This window comes from Paraburkholderia haematera (assembly GCF_905220975.1).
GTDB lineage: Bacteria > Pseudomonadota > Gammaproteobacteria > Burkholderiales > Burkholderiaceae > Paraburkholderia > Paraburkholderia haematera.
This window is the reverse complement of sequence record NZ_CAJNBK010000003.1, coordinates 487,558-505,501: the sequence shown is the minus strand read 5'-3', so window position 1 is coordinate 505,501 and position 17,944 is coordinate 487,558. Positions and strand designations below refer to the sequence as shown.

Annotated in this window: 16 protein-coding genes; 14 read left to right on the top strand and 2 right to left on the bottom strand. The window is 60.3% G+C overall.

Features of this window, described 5'->3' with window-relative positions:
- The first annotated feature begins 90 nt into the window (after window positions 1-90).
- Together rhaS and KHO23_RS09530 are read left to right on the top strand one after the other, a co-directional pair.
- The gene (gene rhaS / locus KHO23_RS09535) at window positions 91-1,098 is read left to right on the top strand and encodes a rhamnose ABC transporter substrate-binding protein (RefSeq protein ID WP_211610739.1); all 1,008 of its coding nucleotides are present in this window, start codon (window positions 91-93) and stop codon (window positions 1,096-1,098) included.
- 256 nt (window positions 1,099-1,354) lie between these two features.
- On the top strand, window positions 1,355-1,714 hold the full coding sequence (locus KHO23_RS09530) for a host attachment protein (RefSeq protein ID WP_236066761.1): 360 nt from the start codon (window positions 1,355-1,357) through the stop codon (window positions 1,712-1,714).
- 126 nt (window positions 1,715-1,840) lie between these two features.
- Here KHO23_RS09530 and KHO23_RS09525 read toward each other — a convergent pair whose 3' ends face one another.
- Window positions 1,841-2,155: a DUF6566 family protein gene (locus tag KHO23_RS09525; protein WP_211610738.1), complete on the bottom strand. Its 315-nt coding sequence runs from the start codon at window positions 2,153-2,155 to the stop codon at window positions 1,841-1,843.
- A 252-nt stretch (window positions 2,156-2,407) separates the two neighbouring features.
- Between KHO23_RS09525 and KHO23_RS09520 the strand changes: the two genes are divergently transcribed.
- From KHO23_RS09520 to KHO23_RS09470, 11 genes are all read left to right on the top strand, one after another.
- A complete protein-coding gene (locus KHO23_RS09520; protein WP_211610737.1) occupies window positions 2,408-2,659 on the top strand; it encodes a hypothetical protein in 252 nt (83 codons plus the stop codon).
- A 29-nt stretch (window positions 2,660-2,688) separates the two neighbouring features.
- Window positions 2,689-2,886: a hypothetical protein gene (locus tag KHO23_RS09515; RefSeq protein WP_211610736.1), complete on the top strand. Its 198-nt coding sequence runs from the start codon at window positions 2,689-2,691 to the stop codon at window positions 2,884-2,886.
- A 245-nt stretch (window positions 2,887-3,131) separates the two neighbouring features.
- Complete coding sequence (locus KHO23_RS09510) at window positions 3,132-3,512, top strand: TraR/DksA family transcriptional regulator (RefSeq protein ID WP_211610735.1); 381 nt, start codon at window positions 3,132-3,134, stop codon at window positions 3,510-3,512.
- A 419-nt stretch (window positions 3,513-3,931) separates the two neighbouring features.
- Complete coding sequence (locus KHO23_RS09505) at window positions 3,932-6,727, top strand: ATP-dependent Clp protease ATP-binding subunit (protein WP_211610734.1); 2,796 nt, start codon at window positions 3,932-3,934, stop codon at window positions 6,725-6,727.
- 243 nt (window positions 6,728-6,970) lie between these two features.
- Complete coding sequence (locus KHO23_RS09500) at window positions 6,971-9,253, top strand: FdhF/YdeP family oxidoreductase (protein ID WP_211610733.1); 2,283 nt, start codon at window positions 6,971-6,973, stop codon at window positions 9,251-9,253.
- Window positions 9,254-9,515: 262 nt separating this feature from the next.
- Window positions 9,516-10,904: a cytochrome ubiquinol oxidase subunit I gene (locus KHO23_RS09495; RefSeq protein ID WP_211610732.1), complete on the top strand. Its 1,389-nt coding sequence runs from the start codon at window positions 9,516-9,518 to the stop codon at window positions 10,902-10,904.
- Between the two features lie 4 nt (window positions 10,905-10,908).
- Window positions 10,909-11,916 (top strand): cytochrome d ubiquinol oxidase subunit II, encoded by a 1,008-nt coding sequence (gene cydB / locus KHO23_RS09490; protein ID WP_211610731.1) that lies wholly within the window; start codon window positions 10,909-10,911, stop codon window positions 11,914-11,916.
- 37 nt (window positions 11,917-11,953) lie between these two features.
- Window positions 11,954-12,865 (top strand): bestrophin family protein, encoded by a 912-nt coding sequence (locus KHO23_RS09485; RefSeq protein WP_211610730.1) that lies wholly within the window; start codon window positions 11,954-11,956, stop codon window positions 12,863-12,865.
- Window positions 12,866-13,130: 265 nt separating this feature from the next.
- Window positions 13,131-14,234 (top strand): GTP 3',8-cyclase MoaA, encoded by a 1,104-nt coding sequence (gene moaA / locus KHO23_RS09480; RefSeq protein WP_211610729.1) that lies wholly within the window; start codon window positions 13,131-13,133, stop codon window positions 14,232-14,234.
- 45 nt (window positions 14,235-14,279) lie between these two features.
- Window positions 14,280-14,831 (top strand): molybdenum cofactor biosynthesis protein MoaE, encoded by a 552-nt coding sequence (locus KHO23_RS09475; protein WP_211610728.1) that lies wholly within the window; start codon window positions 14,280-14,282, stop codon window positions 14,829-14,831.
- A 42-nt stretch (window positions 14,832-14,873) separates the two neighbouring features.
- Window positions 14,874-15,131 carry a MoaD/ThiS family protein gene (locus KHO23_RS09470; RefSeq protein WP_120294685.1) on the top strand — a complete coding sequence of 86 codons (258 nt, stop codon included), beginning with the start codon at window positions 14,874-14,876 and terminating at the stop codon, window positions 15,129-15,131.
- A 77-nt stretch (window positions 15,132-15,208) separates the two neighbouring features.
- On the opposite strand, the gene KHO23_RS09465 is transcribed toward KHO23_RS09470, so the two are convergent.
- The gene (locus KHO23_RS09465) at window positions 15,209-16,636 is read right to left on the bottom strand and encodes an aminotransferase-like domain-containing protein (RefSeq protein ID WP_211610727.1); all 1,428 of its coding nucleotides are present in this window, start codon (window positions 16,634-16,636) and stop codon (window positions 15,209-15,211) included.
- Between the two features lie 297 nt (window positions 16,637-16,933).
- Here KHO23_RS09465 and KHO23_RS09460 point away from each other — a divergent pair, with 297 nt between their 5' ends.
- Window positions 16,934-17,923, top strand: coding sequence for a LysR family transcriptional regulator (locus tag KHO23_RS09460; protein WP_211610726.1), 990 nt, complete (start codon window positions 16,934-16,936; stop codon window positions 17,921-17,923).
- Window positions 17,924-17,944: the final 21 nt, after the last annotated feature.

The following is a 17,944-nucleotide window of genomic DNA, read 5'->3' as shown; positions in this document are numbered from 1 at the left end:
CCCCTAAAACCGGCTTCAGAAGAAAAATTCAATACCCCATACCGACAACCCGGACAGCATGTCGTCCAACAACAAGGCAGGAGACACCTCATGTTCAATCTTCTACGTCACACCGGCAAGACCGCGCTCTGCATTGCTTTAGTCGCGATCAGTTGTGCCGCATCCGCGGCGGGCCTGAAAAGCGGTCTGAAGATTGCCTTCGTGCCGAAGCAGATCAACAACCCTTACGAAGTAATTGCCGACGACGGCGGCATGGCCGCGATCAAGGAATTCAACGGCGTGGGTAAGGTAGTGGGGCCGTCGGATGCGGGCGCATCGTCGCAGGTGCAATACATCAACACGTTGATCACGCAGCGGCAGGACGCGATCGTGATCGCGGCCAACGACGCGAATGCGGTCGTACCGTATCTGAAGAAAGCGATGTCGCAAGGCATCAAGGTCGTGACCTTCGATTCGGACACGGCGCCTGAAGGACGCCAACTATTCGTGAATCAAGCGAACGCGGAGGGCATCGGTCGAGGTCAGATTCAACTGGTGGCGAAACTGATGGGTGGGGAGGGGGAGTTCGCCGTGCTGTCGGCCACGCCTAACGCGACCAATCAGAACACGTGGATCAAGTGGATGCAGGAGGAATTGAAAAAGCCTGAGTACTCGAAGATCAAGCTCGTGAAGATCGCGTACGGCAACGATGACGACCAGAAGTCGTTCGTCGAAACGCAAGGTTTGCTACAGGCGTATCCGAATCTGAAGGCGATCGTTGCGCCGACCACGGTTGGCATTGCAGCGGCGGCGCGTTATATCTCGTCGTCGTCGAGCAAGGGCAAGGTACAGGTCACCGGGTTGGGCACACCGAACCAGATGCGCGCGTTCGTGAAGAACGGGACGGTCAAGGCGTTCCAGCTTTGGGATCCGAATCAGCTTGGTTATCTGGCCGGTTATGCAGCCGCGGCGTTGGCCTCGGGGACGATTGCCGGCAAGGAAGGTGAATCGTTCGATGCCGGCAAGCTTGGCAAGCGCACGATTGGACCGCAAGGCGAAATCATTCTCGGACCGCCGACCACGTTCGACGCGAGCAACATCGATAACTTCAGTTTCTGATCAGCGAGCCCGGCGCCGTCGCGCAAGGTGCGCGGCGGCAGGCGGCTAGCAGCCGCCGTACTCAATATGGCACTCAGTTTGGTACGGAATATGCGTGCGGGGCGATCAAGCCGGAAGCCGATGCCGACGTACGCTGGAGCCTTCGGCGTGAACTTTAAGACCTATACTTTGAATCGGCAAATCGACCGTGGGCGTCGCGGGCCTGCACTGCTATCTTGGGTGAGAGCGGTTCGGACAAATCCCTGCCTGGAGGTGCATGATGATCGAAGTGACCTGGCTGGTTGTGGCTGACGGTGGTCGCGCGCGTGTTTTCCAGATGCCAGGGCTGACGCTCGACCTGCAAGAAAAAGAAGAGCTCACCAACACGGAATATACCGGCACGATGCTGACGGAAAAGGACCGTGAGAAATTCGCAAAGCGCGTTGCCGAGTATCTGGAGGCTGGTCGGCTCCATCAACGCTACAACCGGCTGAGACTCGCCATCGAGCCAAAATTTCTCGGCATGGTCAAAGCCGATCTCAGCGAGGAAACCCGCCGAATGATATTCGAGCAAGTTAGTGAGGATCTGTCGACGCTCGATACCCGGGACATTGAGGCGCACCTGCGGCGACACTGATCGGCCGCCTTGGGTGTCATCGCGCATTCATATAGTGATTCCGACCTTGCCTCGGGTCGTGGCCTCGCAGGGCCTGCGCGTACTGATGCGTGACCAAGCGCGGCGTATGCGCGACTTAAGGGCGACTTAAGCGCTGGTTTCCGAGTCACCCGATTCCTCGGTATCACGGAACCAGCGTTCCGCATGCGACCGCTCAGCGACCCAGGAACGACCCTGCGGCGTGTTGAACTCACGGTCGATGAACCGGCGCCCCCATTCGACCCCGTCTCTGATTGCCTCTTCTTCGGTTAGCCACTCGGGTTGAACGGTTTTGGGGCGAATATCGATGACTGTTCGGGCGCCGTGACTCACACTCACACTGGCGATCCAGGCGCCGAGCGGGTTACGCTCAGGGCGCACAGCGATCTCGAATTCGCCATAAGAAACAGTGCGTGCTGGCATCGTTCTCTCCTTTGCAGCGTTCAACGATTGACATCCGCCCGCGAGGCAGCGTGCGCGCTCCTCTCCAGCACCATCATGCCGTAACCCCGGCAGTCCGACACGCGGATATTGCGGTTGAATGACAAACCGGTAGACGTATTTCACCAATATCTAGCATCGGAGAAATCCATGTTCACATGGTCATGACTTGCTCATAGACTTCGACTACAAAGCAATGGTGAGTCTCAAACGTTTCAGTTGAGGGGAGGTTTCATGGCACAGAATGAACTTTCATATCGGCGGTTTCTGATCGCCTCAACGATCGCACCGCTGCTGGGTAACCGGGGGATCGTCACGGTCGATGTCACCGCCTCGGATCCGGAGCGAATCGCCGATCTCGGAACGGCACGCTTTATCCATGTGGAACGGTGGGTTGAAAGAAATGAACCCGCTTTCCTTCAGGTTGTGGTGGACGAGTGTAAGGTCGCTATCGACCACTACGCGGACAACGTCGACGATAGTTGATTCTCCCGTCTCTCGCATGAGGTGTTGCCATGCAGGAATTCGATTTCTACATCAATCAGAAGAAACCGACACTCGGGCTCTACGTGCGCAAGGGTGCAGGCCTCCCCGACCTCGTTGACACAAGAGAGTGGCAATTCGACGGACACGTGTGGCAAAGCGAGCTGACACCCGACATCCTGAAGGGGCTCGAGGCCAACGGCCACGCATTTCAGGAGCTGGGTGGGTGATGGGTGATGGGTGATGGGTGATGGGTGATGCTACGGCGACCCGTGCGCGCTCTTGCGAAGCGGCCGCGCATCGATTCCACAAGTCGCTCAACCCGGGGGGGCCTTGTATCGGTCGAGGCAGCGCTTTGATCTCTACAAATTAGTACTATCCTAGCCTTAGGCTGGATGAAAGCACGCCGTTGCATGACGTTGCATGATCGTCATTCGGCGCGAATCGCATGTCGGCCATGGCGAGGGAGAGAATCATGCCGGAGCGGCCAGTCAATTTGAGTGACGATTTCATTGCGCTGCAGCGCAGGCGCCTTATGGCATTGCGCCAGCAACTCCTGGGCGGAGAGGAGAATGCGATCGCGGACGAGCGGACGGCCCGGGAGGAGCATGGCGATGAGGCCGAAGAGTCCGAGGACGCGGCGCAAGGCATGGCACAGAATGAGGTCAACCAGGCGCTGCACGACGTGAACGACCAGCGCATTGGCGATATCGTGCGGGCGCTGCAGAAGATCGACGAAGGCACCTACGGCCTCTCCGATGAAAGTGGTGAACCGATACCGAAAGCCCGGCTCGAAGCGACACCCTGGGCGATCCTGACCGTTGAAGAGCAGAGTCGCCGCGAGGCACGCAAATGACGGCTTCCAACGCCCAGCGCGCGATATCGCTGGGCGGCTCGCATGCCAAAGAATCGGATCGTTGGGCTGAGACGCCTCGGGCAGAGGCCACCAATGCCTATCATCGGAAAAACCAATATTCCCTTATCCACGAGCCACTCTTAGAATCCAGGTGCGGATTCAGGGCTTCGTTATGCTAATCATCCTGAAGTCGGCGTTGTAAACAACCCGTGTTCTTCGGACAGCGTTCGTCGAAAACGGACGGGATCACGAACCTCGCGACATGCCGCGTTCGATGCGCCATCGCTATCGCGGTTCTCCGCTCAATGAACAAAACAAACGGACCGTGGACGGCGGGTCTGGAGTGTTCGCAATTCACATGGACGCGTCCTATAACCTTTGAACTGGCCGCGTGTTTTAACCGAAAAAGGTGACTCTCGATGCCCGCCCTCTGCGAAATCTGTAACGCCCGTCCCGCTGTCGCCCGCGTAACCGTTGTGCAAAACGGCGAGCGGAAATCCATCTCGATCTGCGACTACGACTACCGGCAATTGATGCGGCACCAAAGCATGCTCAACCCATTCGATTCACTGCTAGGAGGAAGCGGTCTGTCGCGCTTCTTCGGCGGCATGGAGGATGGGGCCGAGGACGAAGATGCCGGGTTCGCCGCCGAGGTGCCGCGTGAATCGGTCGATGCGACCGATGCTTTCAGTGAGCAGACGCTCGAGTTGTTGCAGCGCGCCGCGGAGAAGGCACATGAGCTTGGCCGCAGCGAACTCGACACCGAACACCTGCTGTACGTGCTCGCGGACACCGACGTGTGCGCAGCGCTGCTGAAGGAACTCAAGCTCTCGCCGCAGGACATCAAGGGATATATCGATCAGCATGCGCAAAAGGGAACCGTCGATCCCGACGCGCCGATCGAGAAGATGACCGTCTCGCCTCGTTTGAAAAAGGCGTTCCAATATGCGTTTCAGGCATCGCGCGATCTGGGGCACTCTTATGTCGGCCCGGAGCATCTGCTGATCGGGCTTGCGGCGGTGCCGGACAGCATTGCGGGCACGCTGCTGAAGAAATATGGTGTGACGCCGGAAGCGTTGCGTCAGAAGGTCGTGAAAGTCGTGGGTAAAGGCGCGGAGGACGGCCGTGTCGACACGCCAACCGGCACGCCCAACCTTGACAAGTTCGGACGCGACCTCACGGCCATGGCGCGTGAGGGCAAGCTTGACCCGGTGCTGGGTCGCGCGCAGGAAATCGAGAGCACGATCGAGGTGCTCGCGCGGCGCAAGAAGAACAATCCCGTACTGATCGGCGAGCCGGGTGTCGGCAAGACCGCGATCGTCGAAGGGCTGGCCCAACGCATCATCAACGGCGACGTGCCTGAAGTGCTGCGCGGCAAGCGGCTCGTCGAGGTGAACATCAACTCGATGGTGGCCGGTGCGAAGTATCGCGGCGAATTCGAAGAGCGTGCCAAGCAGTTGATCGATGAAGTCACGGCCAAAAAGGATGAACTGATCCTGTTTATCGACGAACTGCACACGATCGTGGGCGCGGGACAAGGCGGGGGCGAAGGCGGCCTCGATATTGCGAACGTGCTCAAGCCCGCGCTTGCGCGTGGCGAGCTCAGTCTGATCGGCGCGACGACCCTCAACGAATATCAGAAGTACATCGAAAAGGATGCCGCGCTCGAGCGGCGTTTCCAGCCGGTGTTGGTGCCGGAACCGACGGTCGAGCAGACCATCGTCATCCTGCGTGGCCTTCGCGACAAGCTCGAAGCGCACCACCAGGTGACCTTTGCCGACGATGCGTTCGTTGCCGCCGCCGAACTGTCGGATCGCTACATTACGTCGCGCTTTTTGCCTGACAAGGCCATCGACCTGATCGACCAGGCGGCGGCGCGCGTGCGCATCGGCGCGACCTCGCGTCCGGCGGCCATCCAGGAGCTTGAAGCCGAGATGGTCCAACTCAAGCGCGAGCAGGATTATGCGTCCTCGCGCAAGCGCTTCGATGAGGCGAAAGCGTTCGAGGCACGGATTGGCGAAAAGCAGGAGAAACTCGACGAGCAGATGGAGGCATGGCAGCGCAAGACCGGCTCGGAAACGCTCGAAGTGACCGTGCAGTCAATCGCCGAAGTGGTGTCGCGTCTCACCGGCATTCCGGTCACGGAGCTCACGCAGGAGGAGCGCCAGAAGCTTCTGGAGATGGAGAAGAAGCTGCGCGAGCGCGTGATCGGCCAGGACGACGCGGTGGTGGCCGTAAGCGATGCCGTGCGCCTGTCACGTGCGGGACTGGGCCAGACGAACCGGCCTATTGCGACGTTCCTGTTCCTGGGACCCACTGGCGTCGGCAAGACCGAACTCGCGAAGGCGCTGGCGGAAACAGTGTTCGGCGACGAGCAGGCGGTCATCCGTATCGACATGTCCGAATACATGGAGCGTCACGCGGTTGCGCGGCTGATCGGCGCGCCTCCGGGCTACGTCGGTTACGACGAGGGCGGACAACTGACCGAGCGCGTCCGGCGGCGCCCTTACAGCGTGATCCTGCTTGACGAGATCGAGAAGGCGCACCCTGACGTGAACAACGTGCTGCTGCAAGTGTTCGACGACGGGCGGCTGACCGACGGCAAGGGCCGCGTCGTGGACTTCAGTAACACGATCATCATTGCGACGAGCAACCTCGGCGCATCGATCATCATGGACAACCTCGAGAAGCCCGAGGCGGATCGCCTGAACGAGAAAGCGATCCGCGAGGAATTGATGGGCGTGCTCAAGGGGCATTTCCGCCCCGAATTCCTGAACCGGATCGACGAGATCATCGTCTTCCATGGGCTTTCGCGCGACAACATCCGCTCGATCGTGCAGATCCAGCTCGAACGGGTCGTGCGCACCGCGGCCGCGCAGGACATTACCCTCAAGATAGACGAGTCGGTTGTCGATCACCTCGCCGAGGCCGGCTATCGGCCGGAGTTCGGTGCACGCGAGTTGAAGCGCCAGATTCGCCAGGAACTGGAAACCCGGCTTGCGAAGGAGATTCTCGGCGACGCCCTGAAGTCGGGCGATAGCGTCGAGGTCCGTTATGACAAGGAAAGCGGCGAAGTGAAGTTCAGCAAGCGCGAGGCACCTCCTCCCGCACCTAAGGCGACGGGCGGGAAGGGGGCTAACGGCCGCGCGAAGAAAAAGTCGCCCAAAGAGGTCAGCAGCCCCGAGCCAACTGATAGTGCCGCCTCGAAGGCGTGATGTTTGCAACAAGCCGGGAGGCGCCGCCGCGTCATCGCCGACCGTGTGCGGCTCCCAGCCTGGTCGTGACCGGCGGCGGTGTCACCGTATCTGTACTGTGCTCTCCCGTCACCGGTCGATCTGTACCGTTTGCCACGCATCAACCCAACTAGACTGAACCCGTATCCAAGCCTGTGCCGTGATACGGCGTAACCCAACATAAGATAGCCTTAAGGTATCCTAAGGCAGTTCATGGAGTCTCATATGAGCACGCGACGCGAAGTTCCGGGAATCCGGCCGTATGACGCACCCGCTGGCGGGTGGGGGGCGCTTCGAGCGACAGCTCAAGCCGTCCGAACCCAGATGGAAAGCATTGAGGCGCCGATTACGTTGATGCGGACCAATCAGCCTGACGGCTTCGATTGTCCGGGTTGTGCCTGGCCGGACAAGGAGCACAAGTCGACCTTCCAGTTCTGCGAAAACGGCGCCAAAGCGGTCACATGGGAAGCGACAACCAAGCGGGTGACGCCGGAGTTTTTCGCAAACAACACGGTGTCATCGCTGCTGCAACGCACGGATTTCGAACTGGAGGATCTCGGCCGGTTGACGCATCCCCTCGTTTATGACCGCGCTACGGACAAGTTCCTGGCTGTCGAGTGGGAGACCGCATTCGCCCGCATCGGTGAAGTGCTTCGAGGACTGTCTTCGCCCGACGAAGCCGAGTTCTATACGTCAGGCAGGGCGTCGAACGAGGCCGCCTACCTCTTTCAATTGCTCGCACGAGAGTATGGGACGAACAATTTCCCTGATTGCTCGAACATGTGTCACGAGCCGACCAGCGTTGGGTTGCCCCAGTCGATCGGGATCGGCAAAGGCACGGTATCGCTGGATGATTTCGATAAGACCGAACTCATCCTCTCGATCGGCCACAATCCGGGGACCAATCACCCGCGGATGATGGGGACACTCCACGAGTGCTCGCGGCGCAACGTTCCGATCATCGTGTTCAATCCGCTGCGCGAGCGCGCGCTTGAGCGCTTTGCCGATCCGCAGAGCGTCATTGAAATGGCGACCTTCGGATCGACCCGGATCGCGTCGACCTATTTTCAGCTCGACGCGGGCGGAGACGCGGCCGCGCTCAAGGGCATCATGAAGGCGCTCCTGCAGATGGATGCAGAACAGGGCAACACCGTCCTGGACCATGAGTTCATCGCGACGCATACCCAGGGTTTCGACGCGTTTGCCGCCGATCTGGAAGCGACGTCATGGGAGGATATCGAAAAGGCCAGCGGACTCACCCGTGAAGATCTCGATGAAGTTGCCGTTGCCTACGCTAAATCGAATGCGACGATCGTCACCTACGGAATGGGCGTCACGCAGCATAACAAAGGCACCGCCAACGTCCGTCTGATTGCCGATCTGTTGTTATTGCGCGGCAACATCGGCAAGCCCGGCGCAGGCATCTGTCCTTTGCGCGGGCATTCCAATGTGCAGGGGAACCGCACGGTCGGCATCACCGAAAAACCGTCCGCGACCTTCCTCAAGCAGATCGAAGATGTGTTCGGGTTCACGCCGCCGGCGGCGCACGGGCACGATGCCGTTCAGGCGATGCAGGCAATGATCGCCGGCACGGCCAGGGCGCTGATTTGCCTCGGCGGAAACTTCGCGGTTGCGTTACCCGATTCCGAGCAGTCCTTTCCGGCGATGGGCAAGCTCGATCTGAGCGTCCATCTCGGTACCAAGCTCAATCGTTCGCACCTGCTCGTAGCAAAGGAAACGTACGTGCTGCCGGTTGTGGGCCGCACGGAACTGGATATCCAGGCGACCGGCCGGCAATCCATTACGGTCGAGGATTCCATGTCGATGGTCCACGCTTCGTCGGGCAAGCTAACGCCCGCGTCCGAATACCTGCTATCCGAACCGGCGATCGTCGCCGGTATCGCCACGGCAACATTGCCGAACAGTAAGGTGGCATGGTCGGACCTGGTTGCTGACTACGACAGGATCCGCGACCTGATCGAGCAAACCGTGCCGGGATTCGAGGCATTCAATGAACGAATCAGAGTGCCAGGGGGATTCCGTATGCCGCTTCCCCCGACGGAACGTGTGTGGCCCACCCCGTCGGGCAAAGCGATGTTCTCGGTGTACGGCGGCGTGAAGGAAGACGCGGATGTTCTAGGCGCTGAAAATGTGCTGCGTCTCATCACGATCCGCAGCCACGACCAGTACAACACCACCATCTACGCGCTCGACGATCGTTACCGGGGCGTGTTCGGCCGGCGTGACGTGCTGTTTATGAACGAAGACGATCTCGCCGATCGTGGGCTCGAACATGGCGATCTGGTCGACATTGAAACCATTTCAGCGGGCAGACAGCTTCGCCTGAAGAAGATCACGGCAATCGCCTACAACATCGCGCCGGGTTCGGTGGCGGCCTATTATCCTGAAGCCAACGTGCTGGTGCCACTCGACTTCATTGACAAGGAGAGCGGCACGCCTTCGTACAAGTCGGTTCCTGTTCATGTTGTGCGCTCGGCGGAAGATTGACTTCAAGCGATGACGGGGTGATCAACCGGATGCGCGCGTCCCGTTGACCGCCCTGCAGGATCCCGGGCGCGAACGCTGGTTGGGCAGGGATATCCGGCGGGAGTCGCCTATCCGCATTGCCTGACCTGCGTGCGATTCCTGTTCGGTCGATTTGTCAGTAGACGTTGTGTTATCGCGCTCGATGAGCCGCGTAGCCGTTCCGTCGCCACATGGCGCCCGTTTTTACGCCATTGCCGTTATGACCTGGAGCCATTGATCAATCATGGAAATCTTCGATGCATTCCACCTTGCCAGGTTGCAGTTTGCGTTCACGGTTTCGTTTCATATTATTTTTCCCGCGATCAGCATCGGCATGGCGAGCTTCCTCGCCGTGCTCGAATGGCGCTGGTTGCTGACCGGCGACGTTGCCTACAAGGACATGTTTCTGTTCTGGTCGAAAATCTTCGCGGTCGGCTTCGGTATGGGGGTGGTCTCGGGTGTGGTGATGGCCTATGAGTTCGGTACCAACTGGAGTGGATTTTCCAGCTTTGCCGGCAACATCACGGGACCGCTGCTGACTTATGAAGTGCTGACGGCGTTCTTCCTCGAGGCCGGATTTCTCGGCGTCATGCTGTTCGGCTGGCAACGCGTCAGTCCACGCGCGCACTTCTTCGCCACGCTCATGGTGGCGGTGGGCACGCTCATTTCCACGTTCTGGATTCTCGCGTCGAATAGCTTCATGCAGACGCCGCAAGGATTCGCCATCGAGAACGGCCGAATCGTTCCGGTCGACTGGATGAGAGTGATTTTCAACCCGTCGTTCCCGTTTCGCCTTGCGCATATGACCATTGCGGCGTTCATTGTTGCGGGCTTCATCGTCGCCGCGTGCGGCGCGTGGCATCTATTGCATGGGCGGCGCGACAAACCTGTCACGCGTAGTTTTTCGATGGCGCTGTGGATCCTGCTTTTCCTGGCACCGATCCAGATTGTCGTTGGCGACGCGCACGGCCTCAACACACGCGAATATCAACCGGCCAAGATCGCTGCGATCGAAGGGCTGTGGGAAACCGAAAAAGGCGGGACGGCGCTCAATCTGGTCGGCCTGCCTGACATGGAGGCGGAAGTGACGCGTTACGCGATCCAGATACCGCACCTGGGCAGCCTTATCCTGACCCATAGCTGGAACGGAGAGATCCGCGGGCTGAAGGAGTTTGCGCCGCAGGACCGCCCGTACTCGCCGATCATATTCTGGACCTTCCGGATCATGGCGGGTCTGGGCATGTTGATGCTTTTGACGGCGCTGCTCGGCTTACTGCTCAGACTGCGCGGCCGCCTCTACGAGACGCGCTGGTACCAGATCCTCGTGCTGTGCATGGGACCTTCTGGAATTGTGGCGCTATTGGCAGGGTGGATAACGACGGAGGTTGGCCGCCAACCGTGGACGGTCTACGGTGTCTTCCGTACTGTGGACTCTGTCTCGCCGGTCAGCTCGCAGCAAGTCGGCGTTTCGCTGCTGATCTTTGTGCTGGTGTATGTCCTGGTGTTCGGCATGGGGTTCTACTACATGATGAAAATGATGAAGCGCGGACCCGAGGAGCATATCGACCGTGGCAAGTCGCGCAGGTATCCGGTGCTGACTAATCGCCCGCTCGACGCACTGGAAGGGGAGTGACGCCATGCAAATCGATCTCCCTGTCGTGTGGGCCGCGATCATCGGACTTGGCGTGTTCATCTACGTGATGCTGGACGGATTCGATCTTGGCATCGGCCTGCTGTTTCCGTTCTTCGAGGAAAAAGGCGATCGGCAAGTGATGCTCAACACCATCGCGCCGGTTTGGGACGGTAACGAAACCTTCCTCGTGCTCGGCGGTGCCGGGCTTTACGGGGCGTTCCCCGTGGTCTATTCCACACTGCTGCCGGCGAACTATCTGCCGTTGATCCTGATGGTGGTGGGCCTGATCTTCCGCGGGGCTGCCTTCGAATTACGGGCCAAGGCCGTCAGGACCCAGCACGCGTGGGACCTCGCCTTCATTGGCGGCTCCGCGCTCGCGGGGCTCTGCCAGGGCATTGTGCTGGGCTCGCTGCTGCAAGGCATCAAGATCGTCGATGGCCGTTTCGCCGGCGGCCCGTTCGATTGGCTCTCGCCGTTCAGCCTGTTCTGCGGAATCGGTGTGCTTTTCACGTATGCGACGCTCGGCTGCGGCTGGCTCATCCTGAAGACCGAGGGTGAACTGCAGCGCAAGGTACGCGAGGTGATGCGGCCGCTCGTGAGCATCCTGCTCGGGGTGATGGTTATCGTGAGTCTCTGGACCGTGATCGGCTTGCCGGCGGTAGCGTTTCGCTGGTTCGGAAGCGGCAATCTCGGCTGGTTTCTGCCGGTGCCGATTCTTGTCGTTGCCTGTGTATGGGGCGTGTTCCGTTCGCTTCGGCTGAAGCACGAAGCGATCCCGTTCCTTCTCACGCTCGCGCTGTGCTTTCTCGGCTACAGCGGCTTGCTCATCAGCATCTGGCCGAACATCGTTCCACCGTCCCTGACGATCTGGGAGGCTTCGTCGAGCCACTCGAGCCAGTTGTTCACGCTGGTCGGCACCGTGATCGTGCTGCCCGTCATCCTCGTCTACAACGCCATGCAGTATCGCGTTTTCCGGGGCAAAGTGCGGGAAGGGGACGCCGGCTACCACTGAGGGTGACGGCGCAATCAGACGACTAAAAGAGCACATCATGATAGTAAGACCAGGGGAGAACTGGTTCCGGCTGCTGTTTATCTGGAACGGTTCCGTGTTGCAGTCGATTATTCCGCAGCTCGTTTTCATGGCGATCGTCAGCAGTGTTGCTGTCGTGACGCAAGGGCGCATTTTCGGCGAGAAGATCCCACTGAATACCGCGCCGTTTACATTGTTCGGCCTCGCGCTCGCGATCTTCCTTGCGTTTCGCAATAACGCGAGTTACGAGCGGTTCAATGAGGCGCGCCATCTCTGGGGCAGCATCCTGATCTCGGCGCGCGCACTAACCTCACAGATGCTGTGTTACGTGCCGCGGGGCGATCACAACGTTCAAATGGCCCATACACTGATTGCGACCGTGTACGCGCTGAAGCACCAGTTGCGCGGGACCGACCCGACGCCTGATCTCCTGCGCTTTCTCGGACGTACGCGAACCGAGGCATTGCGGCAGACCTGCTACAAACCGACTGCGCTGCTCAATGACGTTCGTCGTGACTTCGCCGATCTGCACGTTCGGGGCTTGATGTCGGATACGAAACTCTGGATGGTCGACGCGCAGATCAACGAGTTGGGAAGGACTGTAGGAGGATGTGAGCGGATCGCATCCACGCCCATTCCGTTTGCCTACAGTGTGTTGCTGCACCGCACCGTCTATGCCTATTGCGTGTTGTTGCCGTTCGGTCTTGTCGATTCAACGGAATTCTTTACGCCGCTTCTTTGTGTTTTCATTTCTTATACGCTGATTGCGCTCGAAGCGATTGCCAGCGAAGTCGCGGAACCGTTCAGCCTCGCGCCGAATGCGCTGGCGCTTGACGCCATGACCCGCAACATTGAACGATCGATTCTCGAACTGTGTGGCCGTGAACTTCCCGACGAGGTCGTACCGGTGCGCTCGTACCAACTGACTTAGGATGCGTTTTTCGACGCATCGGGTCGGTCTACCCAGCGGTATGCGCGTCTGCCTCGCGGTGACACCCGATACGGCGCGCAAACTGTACTCCTGGCATTCAGCACAGACTGTGCGTCCCCCAAGCAGGACCGACGCACTATCCTGCCAGAAGGTCATGCAATGGCGGGCGGCTTGTCCGGCCAGAAAGATCGACTGCTGTTGCTCCCTTGCTCCCTTGCTCCCTTGCACCGTTCGCCGCCGCACACTGCCCACCTTCGGATAGATCGTGAACATCATCGACCAGCCCATACCCGCCGATACGGCATTCCGCTATAACGTATCCGCCGGCGGTGTCGCGACCACGCTCGACAAGCTCGATCGTCCGCTCCGGGATTTACGTCTGTCCGTCATCGATCAATGCAATTTTCGCTGTACGTACTGCATGCCGCGGGACACCTTCGGCGCAGACTACCGGTTCCTGCCGTCTTCGGAACGCCTGTCGTTCGAACAGATCCTTAAGCTCGCGAAAGCGTTCGCGCTGCTCGGGGTGGAGAAGATACGCATCACTGGCGGCGAACCGCTCCTGCGGCGCGGGCTCGAATCCCTGATCGAACAGCTCGCGAAACTGACGACCGAAAGCGGCAAACCGATGGAGCTCGCGCTGACGACAAACGGCTCCTTGCTTGCCGCGAAAGCACGCTCGCTGCGCGACGCGGGTCTCGGCCGCGTGACAGTTAGCCTTGATGCAGTGGATGACGCTGTGTTTCGCCGGATGAGTGACGTCGACATGCCCGTCGCGCGGATACTGGACGGGATCGAGACGGCGCGCGCGGTGGGACTCGCGCCGATCAAGGTCAATAGCGTGATCGAGCGAGGCGTCAACGACAGCCAGATTCTGCCGCTCGTGCGGCTGTTCAAGGGCACCGGCGTGGCCGTGCGCTTCATCGAGTATATGGACGTCGGCGGCGCGGCCGGATGGTCGAATACGAAGGTGATCACGGCTCGCGAGACGCGCGAGATCGTCGAATCGGCGTTCCCGCTGGTGCCTGCTGTTGTTCGTGAGCAGACGGGCACCGCCGTCAACTATCGCCATGCCGACGGCACAGGCGAAGTGGGATTCATCGCGAGCGTATCGCAACCCTTTTGCGGATCGTGTTCGCGCGCCCGCGTATCCGCCGACGGGCAGCTTTATTCGTGCCTTTTCGCCACACAAGGCACGGACCTCAGACCCTGGCTCACTGACACCGCCGCGATCGAGCAACTGGCCGGGGTGGTCCGCAGCCGCTGGGCCCAACGCGACGACCGCTATTCCGAGCTTCGCTCAACGCCGCGCAGGCCGGAATCGGGAAGAGCCTATCCCACCGTTCGTATGTCGCTGGTCGGCGGTTGACGGCTGGCTTGTCCTTGCGAAGCAGACACAGACCGGAGAGCCGCCATGACAATACCGTCGTCCAGTGATCGCGCCCGTCCCGACGCACCGCATGCCGACGAGCGTGCGAGCGATCCGGCGATGCTTGATGCCAGCATCGCGTCGGCCTTTGAAGTACGTGTCCAGCAGCAGCCGATCGATATCCAGTCGGAGATCATGCCGATCACGCGCAATCCCAACGTGGGGGCGATCGTGAACTTCCTCGGCGTGGTGCGTCATAGCGGTGATGTCGACGACGTCGTGGCACTCGAGCTTGAGCACTACCCGGGGATGACCGAGCAGTCGTTCAGCAGCATCGTCGACGAGGCGATCGCACGATGGCGTCTGGAAGCGGTGAAGATCGTGCATCGGGTTGGCCGTGTGGCGCTCGGCGACGCTGTGGTACTCGTCGTGGTCGCCGCGCCGCATCGTGGGGCGGCATTCGACGCGTGCGAATTCCTGATGGACTTCCTGAAGGCCCACGCGCCGCTCTGGAAGAAGGAAATCCGACGCGACGGCGCGCTCAAATGGGTCGAGGCCAAGGCAGGCGATGAGCGGTCGATGCTGAGGTGGGGGTGATGCGCCATTCGCGCACATTGTGCCGGCAACAGGAACAGACGAATGAAACTCACCATCAGATATTTCGCCAGCGTTCGTGAACAACTCGGCATCTCGCAGGAGATCGTGCACATTGACGCGCCTGAGTTGCCGGTTGAAGGTTTGCGGCTCAGGCTCGCATCGAGAGACGAGCGGATGGCCGAGGCACTGCGCGCAGGCCGGCCGCTCCGTACGGCCGTCAACCACGAGATGGTCGCCGACACGTTTGTCGTGCGCGAGGACAGCGAAATCGCGTTCTTTCCGCCTGTCACGGGGGGCTGAGGTCTCCCTGAAGCGCCAGATTCACCCGTGCCGCACGCGCTCCGGCAGCGGCCGGCGTGCCGCTAACGGGCGCACAGCTAACGGGCGCACATCGCGACGAGCTTGCCCACGGTAATCACCGCCTGTTCGATTTCGCTCGACCAGGGGCTGCTGTAGTTGAGGCGGATGAAATTCCGATAGGTCGTCTCAGAGACCGAGAACATGTAGCCGGGGCCGATGGTGATACCCTGGTCGAGAGCGAGGTTGTAGAGCCGCATCGCGTCGACCTTGGCCGGCAGTTCGATCCACAGCACGTATCCGCCCGCCGGGTTGGACATGCGCGTCCCTTCGGGAAAGAAACGCGAAACGGTTGCCTTCATCAGGTTGGCCTGCTGCGCATAGGTCCTTCGAACCCTTCGCAGGTGATGCTCGTAACCGTCGCGCTCAAGGAACTCCGCAATCGCCATTTGCGGAATCGACGGAGAGGTCAGCGTGTTCAGAAACTTGAGCTTCTCAACCTGATCGCGATAGCGGCCCGGCAGCGCCCAACCAATCCGGTAGGCTGCCGTGAGCGTCTTCGAGAACGAGCCGCAGTGAAGCACGAGCCCCTTTGTGTCGAACGACTTCAACGTGCTCGGGTGCGTGCTGTCATAGTAAAGCTCGTTGTAGACACCGTTCTCGATGACCGGAATGTCCCGCTTCGTCAGGAATTCCACGAGTTCGCGCTTGCGTTCGTCAGGCATCAGAAATCCCAGCGGATTCTGGAAATTCGGCATGACCATGCAGGCTGTGATGGTCTGCGACTCCACGATTGCCGCAAGCGCCTCGATGTCGATGCCGTGCTGCGGATGAGTCGACACCTCGATCGCTTTCATGCCCATCCGTTCGATTGCATGAAGCATCGCGTAGAACGTCGGGGATTCGACTGCGATCACGTCGCCAGGCTTGGCGACCGCCTGAAGGCACAGATTGATCGCCTCAGTCGCGCCGACCGTGATGATGATCTCGTTCGGATCGACGGCCATGCCGTTCTCGAGGTAGCGGCGCGCGATCTGCCGCACAAGTGCCGCATTGCCGGGCGGGAGCGCGTCCGTCACGCCCCACCGCGTCTTGCCGCGTCCCGCGTCGTAAGCGTAGCGGTTGAGCTTTTCGAAGGGAAAGAGACCCGGGTCGGGATAGGGCGAACCGAGCGGCACGGCATCGTCGACACCGATCGAGCGCAAGGTGGAAAGCACCAGCCGGCTGACGTCGACCGGCGACGATATCGGAATCGGTTTCGACGGCCGGAGCTCAAGCGTTTTCCGTTCGCCCCCGTCGCCCCGGAAGTTGACGAAATAGCCCGACTGGGGCCGGGCCGTTAGCAAGCCACGGCTTTCGAGCAGCAAATAGGCACGGATAACAGTCGTCACGCTGAGCCGATGCTGCTGGCTGGTCTGCCGCACCGACGGCAGGCGTTCGCCATGGCCGTACACGCCTTGCCGGATCAGCTTCTCGATATCGTCTGCAAGCTTCTCGTAGAGATTCATCGGACGATTCCCTTAGCGTTTCGTCGCGGCGAGGTGTACCGGTCTCTCCCCGGCTTGCACGCGGCCGTTACACGCGTTCGCGTCGCCGTGCCGCCGCCCTGGTGCGGCCCTCGTGCCGCGATCGTAGCAGAACTGTACTGACGCGAGCCGGCCCAATGTGTGCACTCTGCGACCGATCTCCCGGCCTTAATCTGTTCTCCATGGAATGCACATTGACAGGTTCCCACGCCGGGGCCCTCCAGTGCGCAACGATAGGTTCGAACAATGCGGAATCGGTACAAAGGGAGAGTGGTCACTATGAATCTGCTAGAAGCCATGCGGATTTACGTCAGGGTGGTTGAGCGAGAGAGTATCTCGGGCGCGGCAAGGGACCTCAATATCGGACAGCCGGCGGCAAGCGAACGCATCGAGCGGCTGGAGAAGTACCTGGGCTGCCGGCTCCTGCTCCGTAGCGCACGCGCTTTCAATTGCACGCCCGAAGGCGTCAGCTTCTACGAGCACAGCAAGCGGATTCTGCACGCCGTGGAGCAGGCGGTTGCCGAAGTGTCGAACGACGGGCAGGAACTGAAGGGAACGGTTCGCATCGCGGCGCCTCATTGCTTTGGCGAGACGATCGTGCCGCAGGCGTTGACGCTGGTGCGCGCGACCTATCCGCAACTGGATCTGGAGCTGGTTCTGAACGACAGGATCGTCGACCTTGTGACGGAGGGCGTCGACATTTCGTTTCGTCTTGGGCAACTGGGCGAGGGGGCCTTCATTGCCCGCCAGCTCGGTCAGGTGGGACGCGTTCTGGTTGCCGCGCCTGGCTATCTGAGCCGGCACGGTGCGATCACGGAGCCGTCTGATCTCGTGAAACACCCGTTCATCCGGGTTCAGGGCATGTTCGGCACGGACCAGTTGCCGCTCAGGCACGTGGCAAGCGTCGTGGAGAGCGTGCCGATCCGTACCGCAATCAGGATGAGTCATTGGCGGCCCATGTACGAAATGATCCTTTCGGGTGCGGGCATTGGCGTGCTGGAGGAGCCGGCGTGTGTCGACGCGCTCGCGGAGGGCAGGCTTGTCCGAATCCTGCCGGAATTCGAGGTGCTGCCTTTCGATCTGAACGTGCTGATCCAGGCGCAACGTCCGGTGCCGCCACGCGTGCGGATGATGGTGGCGATGTTAAGAAAGTGCACGTCGGAAATCCTGGAAAGAGTGCACGAGAACTGTGGCGAAGTGACGGGCCGCTTTGAAGTCCTTCCCGACGATGACGTGGCCGCCCTGCTAAAGCCGACGTTGCGAGCCTGAGCTCGCAACGACAGCCGGGAC